General features: G+C 46.6%; 14 protein-coding genes. All 14 read left to right on the forward strand.

Going from position 1 to position 13,186, the window contains the following annotated elements; all coding sequences use genetic code 11:
• The first annotated feature begins 1 nt into the window (after window position 1).
• The 14 genes from ctaD to ACSR9A_RS15575 all read left to right on the forward strand — a co-directional run bounded on the left by ctaD (window position 2) and on the right by ACSR9A_RS15575 (window position 13,181).
• Window positions 2–1,843 carry a cytochrome c oxidase subunit I gene (gene ctaD / locus ACSR9A_RS15510; protein WP_473758419.1) on the forward strand — a complete coding sequence of 614 codons (1,842 nt, stop codon included), beginning with the start codon at window positions 2–4 and terminating at the stop codon, window positions 1,841–1,843.
• Complete coding sequence (locus tag ACSR9A_RS15515) at window positions 1,840–2,457, forward strand: cytochrome (ubi)quinol oxidase subunit III (protein WP_046234813.1); 618 nt, start codon at window positions 1,840–1,842, stop codon at window positions 2,455–2,457. The genes ctaD and ACSR9A_RS15515 overlap by 4 nt, the downstream gene beginning before the upstream one ends.
• Before the next feature lie 4 nt (window positions 2,458–2,461).
• On the forward strand, window positions 2,462–2,782 hold the full coding sequence (locus ACSR9A_RS15520) for a cytochrome C oxidase subunit IV family protein (protein WP_341281268.1): 321 nt from the start codon (window positions 2,462–2,464) through the stop codon (window positions 2,780–2,782).
• Between the two features lie 80 nt (window positions 2,783–2,862).
• Window positions 2,863–3,759: a cytochrome c oxidase assembly factor CtaG gene (ctaG, locus tag ACSR9A_RS15525; protein WP_473758118.1), complete on the forward strand. Its 897-nt coding sequence runs from the start codon at window positions 2,863–2,865 to the stop codon at window positions 3,757–3,759.
• 45 nt (window positions 3,760–3,804) lie between these two features.
• Window positions 3,805–4,269 carry a DUF420 domain-containing protein gene (locus tag ACSR9A_RS15530; protein ID WP_473758119.1) on the forward strand — a complete coding sequence of 155 codons (465 nt, stop codon included), beginning with the start codon at window positions 3,805–3,807 and terminating at the stop codon, window positions 4,267–4,269.
• Between the two features lie 68 nt (window positions 4,270–4,337).
• Window positions 4,338–5,975: a GAF domain-containing sensor histidine kinase gene (locus ACSR9A_RS15535; protein ID WP_473758120.1), complete on the forward strand. Its 1,638-nt coding sequence runs from the start codon at window positions 4,338–4,340 to the stop codon at window positions 5,973–5,975.
• A 3-nt stretch (window positions 5,976–5,978) separates the two neighbouring features.
• Entirely contained in the window at window positions 5,979–6,698 is a 720-nt protein-coding gene (locus ACSR9A_RS15540) for a response regulator (protein ID WP_473758121.1), read from the forward strand.
• Between the two features lie 155 nt (window positions 6,699–6,853).
• Entirely contained in the window at window positions 6,854–7,480 is a 627-nt protein-coding gene (locus ACSR9A_RS15545; protein ID WP_473758122.1) for an FMN-dependent NADH-azoreductase, read from the forward strand.
• Window positions 7,481–7,689: 209 nt separating this feature from the next.
• Window positions 7,690–8,403, forward strand: a complete 714-nt coding sequence (locus ACSR9A_RS15550) for a hypothetical protein (RefSeq protein ID WP_473758123.1) — start codon at window positions 7,690–7,692, stop codon at window positions 8,401–8,403.
• 38 nt (window positions 8,404–8,441) lie between these two features.
• On the forward strand, window positions 8,442–8,837 hold the full coding sequence (locus ACSR9A_RS15555; protein ID WP_473758124.1) for a GntR family transcriptional regulator: 396 nt from the start codon (window positions 8,442–8,444) through the stop codon (window positions 8,835–8,837).
• 14 nt (window positions 8,838–8,851) lie between these two features.
• Window positions 8,852–9,763, forward strand: a complete 912-nt coding sequence (locus tag ACSR9A_RS15560) for an ABC transporter ATP-binding protein (RefSeq protein WP_473758126.1) — start codon at window positions 8,852–8,854, stop codon at window positions 9,761–9,763.
• A 19-nt stretch (window positions 9,764–9,782) separates the two neighbouring features.
• Entirely contained in the window at window positions 9,783–10,685 is a 903-nt protein-coding gene (locus tag ACSR9A_RS15565) for an ABC transporter ATP-binding protein (protein WP_338554753.1), read from the forward strand.
• Window positions 10,678–11,997 (forward strand): ABC transporter permease, encoded by a 1,320-nt coding sequence (locus tag ACSR9A_RS15570; RefSeq protein ID WP_473758128.1) that lies wholly within the window; start codon window positions 10,678–10,680, stop codon window positions 11,995–11,997. Before ACSR9A_RS15565 ends, ACSR9A_RS15570 begins: the two co-directional genes overlap by 8 nt.
• Before the next feature lie 266 nt (window positions 11,998–12,263).
• Window positions 12,264–13,181, forward strand: coding sequence for a TniQ family protein (locus ACSR9A_RS15575; protein WP_473758130.1), 918 nt, complete (start codon window positions 12,264–12,266; stop codon window positions 13,179–13,181).
• Window positions 13,182–13,186 lie beyond the last annotated feature (5 nt).

Here is a 13,186-nt window from a genome sequence, read left to right on the forward strand (position 1 = left end):
GATGGACTGGTTAACAACGGTTGACCACAAAAAAATCGGTATTTTATATTTGATCGCCGGCGGTTTTTTCTTTCTGGTCGGTGGTTTGGAAGCACTTCTCATTCGGATTCAGCTTTGGAAGCCGCTAAATGATTTCGTTAGTGCGGATACATACAATGAGCTGATTACGATGCACGGTACGACGATGATTTTCTTGGCTGCGATGCCGATGCTGTTTGCATTAATGAATGCGGTCGTTCCGCTGCAAATCGGCGCACGCGACGTTGCCTTTCCGTTTGTAAATGCACTAGGCTTCTGGACGTTTTTCTTCGGAGCGGTATTATTGAATGTCAGCTGGTTCACGAGCACAGGTGCGCCAGCAGCAGGCTGGACGGCCTATGCACCACTTTCGGGGCCGGCGTTCAGTACTGGCCATGGGATGGATTATTATGTCCTGGGTCTCCAGATAGCCGGTATTGGTACGCTAATCGGAGGCATTAACTTCCTGGTAACCATTATTAATATGCGTGCGCCAGGCATGACCTTCATGCGGATGCCGATGTTTACATGGGCTTCGTTCATTACGTCGGCGCTTATCTTGTTCGCTTTCCCTGCACTTGCTGTAGGCTTGGCAGCGCTTATGTTCGACAGGATTTTCGATGCCAACTTCTTCGACCCTAACAATGGCGGTAACGCTGTACTTTGGGAGCATATCTTCTGGATTTTCGGACATCCTGAGGTATATATCCTCATCCTGCCTGCCTTCGGTGTTATTTCCGAGGTAATCAGTACGTTCTCGCGTAAACGCCTGTTCGGTTACAGCTCGATGGTGTTCGCGACCATTCTGATTGGCTTTTTGGGCTTCATGGTTTGGGCGCATCACATGTTTACGACGGGTCTAGGCCCTGTTGCAAACGCCTTGTTCTCAATAGCAACGATGCTGATTGCGGTACCAACAGGTATCAAAATCTTTAACTGGATCTTTACAATGTGGGGCGGCTCGATCAAGTTTACGAGCGCTAACTTGTATGCTGTTGGATTCATTCCAACCTTCGTTATGGGTGGCGTTACAGGTGTTATGCTTGCAGCTGCGCCAGCGGATTTCCAGTATCACGATACGTATTTCGTAGTTGCCCATTTCCACTACGTTATCGTCGGCGGTCTGATTTTAGGTATTTTCTCCGGTCTTCACTACTGGTGGCCTAAAATGTTCGGTCGCATTCTGAATGAAACGCTTGGAAAATGGACGTTCTGGATATTCTACATCGGCTTCCATCTGACATTCTTTATTCAGCATTTCCTCGGTTTGCTCGGTATGCCGCGTCGTATTTGGACGTACCTGGACGGCCTTGGATTTAATGAAATGAACCTGATTAGTACAATCGGTGCGATTATGATGGGTGTTGGTACGATTATGTTCATTCTGAACGTAGTTATTACGAATGCAAAACCACAAAATGCAGCGGATGATCCTTGGGAGGATGGCCGTACGCTGGAATGGACAATTCCATCGCCGCCTCCGGAATATAACTTTAAGCAAACTCCGCTTGTTCGCGGCTACGATGCTTATTGGAAAGAAAAAATGGATGGACACAAAGGCATGACACCTGCTGAGCCAATTGGCTCGATCCATATGCCATCTCCTTCTATTCTGCCGTTCACAATGTCGCTTGGCTTGTTCATTACAGGCTTTGGCCTGATGTATTCGAGGGATTGGACGTTTATTACAGAGCATATCGGCTTCTATGTTGCCGGTCTCGGCCTGTTGATTACGTTCGGAAGCATGTTCCTTCGCTCGGTATATGATGATCATGGTTTCCACATTGAGCCGGAAGAGTTGGAAGACAAGGGGGTTAAAGCATGAGTACACATTCACATGCAGAGGGGCATCTTCCTCATGAGCCCGAGAAAGCCACTCTTGAGGGCCGCAATAAAGTATTAGGCTTCTGGCTATTTCTTGGTGGTGAAACGGTCTTGTTCGGAACGCTGTTCTCGGCGTTCCTTGCCCTTCGCCATCAAGTGCTGGATGGACCGCAGCCGAGCGAGCTGTTTAAGCTTTCGCTCGTTGCAGCAGCAACTGCTATTTTGCTTACATCAAGCTTGACTAGCGTATTTGCTATCCAAGCGCTGCATAATCATAATGTAAAAGCGTTAATCAACTGGTTGATCGTAACCGTAGTGCTCGGACTTGGATTCCTTGGACTCGAAATTTATGAGTTTTACCACTACGTGCATGAAGGACATGGCTTTACGACAAGTGCGTTCAGTTCTTCCTTCTATACGCTAGTCGGTTTCCACGGTGCTCACGTTGCGTTCGGTATTTTCTGGATTTCCAGCATTATCGGACAGTTGATGAAAAAGGGTCTTACGGTTGTTACAGCTCCTAAAGTGTACGTTGCAGGTATGTACTGGCACTTTATCGACGTAGTTTGGGTATTTATCTTCACCGTCGTTTATTTGATGGGAAAGGTGGTCTAGCCAAATGGCAAGCAATCACTCGACAGCTGAAGACCAGCGTCCAGTTCGCCACAACTCAGAAGGACCGAAGAAGCACATTATTGCTTTCATTTTCTCCATATTGCTAACACTCGTGGCATTCGCTGCGGTAGCGGCTGGCGAAATCAATAAAAGCTTCATCTATATCATTATCATGGGTTGCGCTATGCTCCAAGTATTCGTACAAATGGCATTCTGGATGCATATGAAAGACCGCGGCCATGTTTTCGCTACGGTCGGCATTCTTATGGGCGTATTCATTGCATTCACGTGTATCATTATGGCGGAATATTGGGTTTGGTGGTAATACAGATTTAAAATTGCACAGAGGAGGGTTCCCGGGTGGGTTCCCTCCTCTTTTGCAGAAGATAAAGGGAGGTTGCAGCCATGCTTGGCCTGGAATATTTCAGTTTTGAAGAGTTGTGGACCCCATGGTATATGTTTGGTACAATTGCAGTTATTATTTTGTATTTTTATTTGAACGGACCATGGCGGGAGAAGCACGCACCGCTTGAGGCGTCTGCAACAGGCAAGCAGCGGTTTATGTTTGTTGTTTCAGCTATTCTCTATTATTTGTGCAATGGCGGGCCGCTTAATTTCCTGGGACATTTAATGTTCACCTTCCATATGTTCAATATGTCGATTTCGTATCTCATTGTGCCGCCAATGCTTATTTTATCAATCCCTGCATTTATGTGGCGCAAGCTGTTTGCTTCGACAAAATGGCGTTCGCTCAATTTTTTAATGAATCCTATTTTATCGCTGCTGCTGTTTAATCTATTGTTTTCTTTTTACCATGTTCCAGGCATACATGACTTTGTCATGACTCACTATACGATTCACCGTATCTATTATTTTGTTATGCTAATTGCTGCGATTATGATGTGGTGGCAGATTGCATGTCCCGTGCCGGAATGGAATCGCCTGACAGATTTGAAGAAGATGGCGTATGTTTTCGCGAATGGCATTTTGCTGACTCCCGCGTGCGCCTTAATTATATTTGCAAGCAGCCCCTTGTATGCGGTATATAATGATCCAAACGTTTGGGTTCTGGCGATGGGTTATTGTGTATCGGGTGATCCGACAAGGCTGCTTACGATGTTCGACGGTCCTCAATTTTTCAATTTGATGGAAGTGGTAGAGGACCAGCAGCTGGGCGGCATCGTCATGAAGCTATTGCAAGAGGTGATGTACGGCATTATACTGGCGTATATATTCTCTCATTGGTACAAGCGTGAGAATAAGGAAGACGATTTGCCTAATACCAATACAGGTACGGCATAATAGATAGGCGGATTTACTATTTTACCGATATAGGTGGGATCGACATTGGATTGGTATTTTATTCTCCCTACAATAAGCACATCGTTTATCGTTATTAGTGCGATACTGGTTGCGATTGGTTGGGGACTGATTATTAAGCGGAAGGTTGAGGCGCATAAGAAAGTGATGATTGCAGCTGCAATTGCAGCCATCATCTTCTTTATTATTTACTCCTCACGAACAATAGTTGTCGGCAATACGACATGGGGCGGACCCGAAAGCATGCATCTCTATTATGTTATTTTTCTGATTTTCCATATTACGCTCGCAACGGTTGCAGCGGTATTTGGAATTACGACGCTGGTGCTCGGATTTAAAGAGAAGTATGCCAAGCATCGCAAATGGGGACGCGTAACGTCGATCATTTGGTTTTTCACAGCGATTACGGGAGTTATTGTTTATGTGCTGCTTTATTTATTGTATCCGGGCGGCCACACGAAGCCGATGATTGATGCTATATTTGGTCTATAAGGTTAAAATCACGACAAGGAAGCCGCGAAGCTGATTCGCGGCTTTGCTGTATTAAAGGGGGATTTCCTTTGTCCAGAGAAATTCACGCAGATGAGCTGGCGGCGCTCAAGGAAATTGCCGAAATGCTCAATTCGATGAATGATATGAAGGTCATGCTGAATGCGGTACTGGTGAAGCTTCTTGAGGTCACGAGCTTTACAACAGGCTGGATTTTCTTGCTCGATGAGCATTCAGACAGCATATGTGCGGCCGCGCAAAATCTCCCCTCAACACTTGCAGCAAACGATAATGCCGCGATGTGCGGAGAAGGCTGCTGGTGCACCGAAAGCTATCGCCAGAACAAGCTGAATCGCGCGGTCAACATCATTGAATGCTCGCGAATCGTATATGCTGCGGAATACAACGCCGGCGATAAAGGCGGCTTGACGCATCATGCGACGGTGCCGCTGAAAGCAGGCACGGAGAGCTTTGGACTGCTGAATGCAGCCCAGGCGGGCAAGGAGTTTTTTTCGAATGAGGAGTTGGCTCTGCTGCAGGCGGTTGCCTACCAGATAGGAACAGCGATTAAGCGTATCCGCCTATTTCAGGCGCAGGAGCGAAGTGCGCTGCTCTATGCAAAGCTTGGCGACGTCATTACCCGAATTCATGCCGTGCAGGACATTAGCGAGCTTCCACTTAAAGCGGTAGAACATATCGCTGAAGCGTTCGACTGGCCGCAAATTGCTTTATTCGTCTATGAGCAGGACAAGCTCTCGCTTCGTGCCAATTACGATGGACGGCAGACGAGGGAAGGCTGGCAGCAGCTCGATTGTGGAAATGGAGGGCTTGTTGCCGAAGCGTTTCACCATAATCGTCTCGTCGTTGTTGCGGATAGCAAGGAGGAAGCGGTTGTGCCGCTAACAGCTACGGGTCTAAAGGCATTCTCATCGGCCGTGGCGATTCCGCTGCGAAGGGGAAGCTGTCCGTATGGTGTTCTGTTCATTAGCAGTATGGATAATGGGCATTTCGATCATTATCATGAGGAGTTTATGTATGCGCTCGGCGAGCATTTGACGCTCAGCATTGATAATTTGAGAGTAATTGAGCAGCGTAGGGAGCTTGCCCGCATGGAGGAGCGAATCCGAATGGCACGGGATTTACATGATTCGGTGATGCAGAAAATATTTTCGATGTCCTTTATCGCGAAAGGGGCAGAAAAGCTGCTTGGCGGGAAAGAGCCGATTGTCGAGCGCTCGCTTCAGGAAATTGCCAGCTTGTCGCAGGAGACGCTCGGCGAGATGCGTACCCTTATTTGGCAGCTGCATCCCGCTGGCCTGGAGAATGGGCTGCTGCCTGCGCTTAAGCAATACGGCGAAAGGATGGAGCTTACCGTACATACGAAGGCAGAAGGGCTGAAGGAGCTGCCCCGAACGCTGGAGGAAGGGCTGTGGCGAATTGGCCAGGAAGGGCTCAACAACATTCGAAAGCATGCAGGCGTGAATGAGGCCTACATTCGACTGGTGAAATCGGAGCGGGCAGTATCGCTGGAGATCGAGGATCATGGGCGGGGCTTTTCGCCTAAAGAGCTGCACGGACAGACGATGGGAATGCTGTCTATGCGGGAAAGAGCAGAAGCGCTCGGCGGCGAATTTATTATTCATAGCGAGCTGGGGCAGCGAACCATTATTCGGGCAAGTATACCGCTGGCAGTAGAGGAGGGAGGGTAAGCGGTGAAAATTAAGCTTTTACTCGTTGACGATCATCAAATTGTTTTGAAGGGCATTGCTTTTTTTCTAAGCTTGCAGCCGGATTTCGAAATTGTCGGGGAGGCAGCCAATGGACAGGAAGCGGTGGAGAAAGCGGCCGAGCTGCAGCCGGATATGATCTTGATGGATTTGCAAATGCCTGTCATGGACGGCATAGAGGCAAGCCGAATCATTGCCGAGCAGCATCCAGCGATAAAAGTGCTGGTGCTGACCAGCTTCGCAGACCGCAGCCACATTGTACCTGCTCTGCAGACGGGGGCGATTGGCTACATGCTGAAGGATGTCGCACCGGATCAACTGGCGGAGGCGATACGCAGCGCTTATAAAGGCAATATTCAGCTGCATCCCGATATTACCAGTGTGTTAATCGGTACGGGAGCAGCCTCTTCCCGGCTCGATGGGACAGAGGATCGCTTATTTCATTCGCCCCCGCAGGTAGAGTCGGAACGCGATTCATCACGCTCCAAGTCAGATCAAATAGCTTTCGCTTCGCTGACACCCCGTGAAATGGAGGTGCTTAGGCAATTGATGAGAGGAAGCAGCAATAAAGATATTGCCCGGGCATTAGTCGTTGCTGAGAAAACAGTGAAAACGCATGTCAGCAGCATTCTTAGCAAGCTTGATGTAACCGATCGAACACAAGCTGCGCTGCGCGGCATTCATTATTTGGGCCCAGAGGCGTAAGGCTAGACCTAAGCCCTCCGCGCCTCCAAGCTGGCGACTTTCATGCTATTGGCCGATGTTTTGTGAGCAGAAGGCTTGTAAAATAAAGCTTATCACAAATACACAATAGAGAAGCTGCCCGCATAGAGCGCTTTTTTACGGAGGGAATATTTATTATGAGTACTGTACTTTTTGTAAAAGCAAATGATCGTGGATTAGACCAAGCGGTTAGCGTAAAGCTTTATCAAGCTTTTCTCGATTCTTATAAAGAAACACATCCGAATGATGTCGTTACGGAGCTGGATTTGTTCCAAGAAGAGCTTCCGTATATGAATGCCAATATGATTAACGGCAATTTCAAAGCGCCACGCGGCTATGAGCTGACACCTGAAGAGCAAGTAGCGGTTGACGTTTCCGGCAAATATATCGATCAATTTCTTGCGGCGGACAAAGTTGTTTTCGGTTTCCCACTGTGGAATTTGACGATTCCTGCTGTGCTGCACACTTATATTGACTACATTTACCAAGCAGGCAAAACATTTAAATATACCGAGCAAGGCCCAGTTGGTCTTATTCCTGATAAAAAGGTTGCTCTGCTCAATGCAAGAGGCGGCGTATACTCCGAAGGTCCAGCAGCGGCAGCTGAAATGTCCCTCAATTATGTCCGCAATATTATGCAGTTTTTCGGCGTAACGAATTTCGAAATCGTTATTGCAGAAGGCCACAACCAGATGCCAAATGAAGCGGAAGCGATTGTAGCGCATGCAATTGAAGAAGCGAAAGCAGCGGCAGCACGTTTCTAAATCAACAACATATAAATTGAAAGAAGCAAAGCCTTGGCCAGAGCCTAATAAGCTCATGGACAAGGCTTTTTTTTGTTTTGCCGCTGCTGGATGGTCTGGGTGAAGCAGGTTTATAAAAATTTGCTGTCGATGGATTGACAACGAAAAGAGGTGTGTTTATACTGTGTATAAAGATATATACAGTATACAGAGTGACAGGAGGAAAACTTGTGAGTATGTGGCAAGGGGCATGTCATATTTTAATCTACGAATTGCGGAAGACTCGTTGGGGTTTTCTAGGCTCGCTCTTTTTAGCTTTATATATGGCAATTATCGGAGGTATGCTCTTCCGTCTAGATGAGCCGCTGGTTTTGGCAGCTGAGTATTGGGCCATTGATTTTGTTTTTCTCACGACGCTTCCTTGTCTAGGCTTTGTGCTAAGCCATACGAATATGTTCTATTGGCGTAATGATACCTTTAGCGGGAAGCTGGCTGAATGGCGCATATTGCCGATACCGCTGCCTCAGTTGATTTGGGGAAGGCTGATGCAAATCGTTGTTATACTGCTTCCTATGCAGATTATTTTTTTCCTCCTTCAGTATTTTTTGGTCGATGGGATGAAAGAGACGATTTCTCCAGGCGCTTATATTTTATTCGGACTATTCTGGTTTCTATATTCACTTGGCATGGCAGCAACCTATGCCATTTGGGAATACGGCTACAGCGGAAAAACGTATATGATCGTTTGTTTCTTATACTGCATTTTTTATCTGCTGCTTACCTTCTTGCTTAGTGTCAATGATATTTCGATTGTCCAAAGCTTGTTAAGAGGAATGGAAAATGGCGAGTGGTGGTATTTGTTAATCGGACTATTGATAAGTATTGTTGGAATTGCCGTCAGCTATATGAGTCTTAAACGCCGTTTGGAAACACGAAGCTTTTAAACCAAGACATTCAGTAATCAAGCAAAGAAGGTGAAGCCGTGTGGCTGCCGATTCAAATTAATGAGCAAAGCGCAGAACCGCTTTATTACCAAATAGAAGTACAGCTGAAAGCGCTGATTGTTAGTGGACAAGTGGCCGAGGGAACGCTGCTTCCGTCTATTCGGGAGTTCGCGCAATCGTTGAAATGCAGTGTCATTACCGTTCGTAGGGTTTATCAGGATCTGGAGTCGGAAGGGCTGCTGCGAACGAGACAGGGAACGGGAACCTACGTTGCTGCGGTTGAGCAGGGTGATCGTGACCGCTATCGGCTAAATGCTGTCGTTGAAGCATTCGAGACGGCCATTACAGCGGGACAGCGAGTGAAGTGCTCTCGCGAGGAACTGGAACGGATTTTTCGCGAGCAGCTGGAGAAGCATTTTAAGGATCATGCTTAGAGGGAGGGCAAGTCATGAGCAACGATATTGCTATTCGAATACACGAAGTAGAGCTGCGGCATGAGCGGTTCCAGCTGGGACCTTATTCATTGGAAGTGCCGAAGGGCTGCGTCACCGCAATTGTCGGTCCGAATGGCTCGGGCAAAAGCTCGACCTTCCGAATGCTGCTGGGTCTGATCAAGCCGGATAAAGGCGAGCTTAGCATGCTTGGCCATTCCATCGCAGACCATAAAGATACTGGCTGGAAGAACAAAATCGGCTATGTGCCTGAGCTGTTTGGCAGCCATGAGAATAGGCTGAGAGCCTCGGACAAGACGGACTTTGTGCGAAAATGGTATCCGAATTGGGATGTGAACCTGTATCGTGAAATTTTACGGATATTCGAGGTAGATGACAGCATTAAGCTTGGCAAAATGTCCAAAGGGACGAGGCGCAAATATGAATTCGCGCTTGTGCTTGCCCATCGCCCCGAGCTGCTGCTCCTTGACGAGCCATCCTCTGGCTTCGATCCGCTTGCTTGGCGCAGCATGATGAGCTTTTTGCACAATTATATGAATGATGGAGAGCGCACGATTCTTATGGCCTCCCACATTGTGGATGAGGTAAAGCGTCTCGCGGATTATATCGTCTTTATGTCGCAGGGCCGCATACTGGGCATGTACGAGAAGGATGAGCTGCTCAGCAGCTGGCATATGTTTTATGTGAGTGGCAGCGAGCTTGATGGTATTGATGTCAAGAGTATCCCCGGCGATTGCATAATGGAGGATGCAGGCGGCGGAAATATGCGAATCATTACGCGGCAGGCACTGGAAACCGAGCGCTGGCTTGAGCAGGCGAGCATCGAGATCATGGGGCGGCAGACGCTCGACCTTGATGATATTTTGGCCGTATTAATTGAACAAGACAGACAGCATATTAGAGCATAATAACGAGGAGGATACGACGATGAACCCATTAAAAATCGAACAAATTTATAAGCAATATGGCGATAAAACAGCCGTAAATGGCATTAGTCTAGAAGTAGGAGAAGGCGAAATCTACGGCCTGCTAGGTGCGAATGGCGCAGGCAAAACGACGACGATGCGAATGGTGCTGGGACTTATTTTTCCCGATGGGGGCCAAATTTTATATAACGGCAAGCCTTACAGCCATAATCAGCTGCAAATGCTCGGTTATTTGCCGGAGGAGCGGGGCATGTATCCGCGTGTTCGTGTAAGTGACCAGCTGCTGTATTTGGCGAAGCTGCGGGGGATGTCGAAGCGGGATGCCGATCAAAGCCTAAAGTATTGGCTGGAAAAATTCGGAGTGCCGGAATATTACAATAAGAAGCTGGAGGAGCTGTCAAAGGGCAACCAGCAAAAAATTCAGTTCATTGCCTCGGTCATCCATAAGCCGAAAATCGTCATTTTGGATGAAGCCTTTAGCGGGCTTGATCCCGTGAACGTGGAGCTGCTGAAGGCGGCGGTGAAGGAGCTGCGTGAAGAAGGAACGACTATGCTGTTCTCGACACACCGCATGGAGCATGTGGAGGAGCTGTGCCGCAATATTACGATCATGCACCGCTCGAACGCGGTACTGCAAGGCAATCTTAAGGAACTCAAGGGGCAGTATCCACGCGAGCGCGTCATGCTGGGAACCGAGCGCACCGTGAAGGGGCTGGAGACGCTGAAAGGCGTAACGAATGTGCAGCGCAATGAATCGGGATACGAGCTTCGAATTGAGAACGAAGCGGCGGGCGGGCTTATTTTACGCCATGCGATGGAGCAGACGGAAGTTCGGCGCTTTGAGATTATGGAGCCAACCTTAAACGAAATCTTTATAAAATTGGTGGGTGAAAAGCATGAGTAATTTTTGGACAGTCGTCAGCTTTACTGTTCGCAATAAGTTTCGGACAAAATCCTTTCTAGTTATGACATTGATTTTCGCAATCATTATTACGATTGGTACTAATTTGCCTTATCTGATTTCTCTGTTTAACAATGACAGTGTAAAAACGGCCTCCATCGGCTATATTCAGTCGGAAGCGGGCAGCGCGGCCGAGGGAACTAAGCTTGCCGAGCAGCTCAAAGTCTACTACACGCAGCAGGAGCAGCCGAATGTGATACTGGTTGATTTTGCGGATACGGGTAGTGATGCGGGCAATGAGCAAGCACTTAAGCAGGGCATTATCGATCAGAAAATTAAAGGGTATTTGACCTTTGGCGACGTTCAGGCAAACGGCCTGCCAGCTGTAACGTATAAATCCGAGAAGCTGCTGGATGAATCCACAACACGTTCGCTGCAGGGGGCGCTGCAAAACATACGCACCGAAATGATTTTCAAGGAAGCCGGGCTGAGCGAGGAGCAGAAGGTGCAGCTGTTCGCGCCGGTTTCGATTGAGACGATGCAAATTGCTGCGGAAGCGGGAGCAGGGTCCAATGCCGAAGGGCTGTCGCCTGAGCAGCAGGCGGTCAATATGGGACTTGTATCGATTATTGTCATTATGCTGTTCTTTGTTATTATGGTGACGGGGCAGCTCATTGCGACAGAAATTACATCGGAAAAAGGCTCGCGGGTTATGGAAATTCTCATTACTAGCGTATCCCCGCTGACGCAAATGTTTGGAAAGGTGTTCGGAATGTTCCTTGTTGGCTTGTTCCAGCTGGTGCTGTATGGAGCCGTGATGATCATTAATTTATCGATGCCGCAAAATAAAGATGCGTTTATGAATTGGAATATTGATTTCAATCAAATTAATCCGTCGCTGATTGTGTATGCGGTCATCTACTACTTGGCAGGCTATTTCCTTTATGCCATGCTATATGCGGCGATTGGCTCCATTGTGAGCCGGACGGAGGATTTGGCCCAGGCGGTTATGCCGATTACGATTTTATCGCTGGCAGGCTTCTACATTAGCACGTTCAGCATTTCAAATCCGGACACCATGCTGGTGAAAGTCGCTTCCTTTGTGCCGTTTTTCTCGCCATTCGTCATGATGCTGCGAATTGGACTGACGAACCCGCCAGTATGGCAGGTGCTGCTGTCCTTGGGCATTTTGTTCGTATCGATCTACATCTTCGGCTGGCTGGGAGCGAAAATCTATCGCACCGGCGTCCTGATGTACGGCAAACGGCCGACGTTTAAAGAGCTGCGCAAGGCGATGCGGGCTTATAAGGTTTAGATGATGATTATCCACTGAAATGACCCCAGTAAATACAGTGTGAGTAATGTCTATAAATGATAGCGATTGTACTTATAGATGACTTTTTTATGGTACATGTTTGATATCAATAAACAGAAGCCAGTAGCTTTAAAAGCTTGATTCTACTGGCTTTTGTTGATCAATTATATAAGAGTCGGTTCGAATTAGTCAAATGATAATATGCTAAATATCAGATAATGGATTGTGTCTATATATGATGTTTTATGAATGCTAATGGAGGAATAATGGAACATTTAACCATAAGGCCTCGGATGTTTGACGATGAAAGTATGAGAGGTTTTATAACTAGGGTATCTAATGAAAACTATTTGTCAGATCCAAAGGTGCTGTATAGGAGCTCGGGTATAATGATATACAATAATCCTAAGAACATGCTCATGCCAGATGATGATCTTAATTTAACCATTCTGATTTCCTATGTTGGACGTGAACTTGATAGTAAAATACTTTTTCATCAGATTGAGCACTCTTATAATGAATTACCCGCGAGTATTAGACATCATTTCTGGAGATATGCTGCATGTACTCTTGTACAAAGAATTTGCCCGAGGTGTCTTGGGGAAAAGCCCTATCATAGGGATATATGGGAGATGTCGTTCTTCGTTATTTGCCCTCTCCATAATTGTTTATTGGTGGAAAAATGTGATAATTGTGGTGAGAAAATCGACCCGTATAGAAAAGAATTACTAGTTTGCAAATGTGGGTTTTCTTTTGGAAAATCAGAAGTGATACATGCGGAATCAACTGACTTCAGTGCTTATTTATATAAGAGGTTTTACAGGGAGATTGATCTACCAGACAAACTTAAGGTCTTGAATTCGATGTCATTTTTAAATGTGTTATTTTTAGCTAGCGTGATGAGTCAGTGGAGTTATTTTAAAATTGTTGCTGAACAATTTGTTGGACTACACGAAGATAATCAAAGATTCAATAATAATGTCGAAAAGGCTATCTTTATCTTTTCAAAGTGGCCAATTAACTTCTTTAAATTTATTGATAACTTCAGATCAATAGGTAAGGTTAATTCAAGAAAGCCTTTGAAGTTTTATTACTTACAAAAACTATTGAGAAAGAAATTGAATTACCCAGAGTATCAATTTATTCGGGATGAATTTAGAACAATTAGTAACTCACTTTCATGAACGAA

The organism is Paenibacillus sp. R-74696, assembly GCF_055814915.1.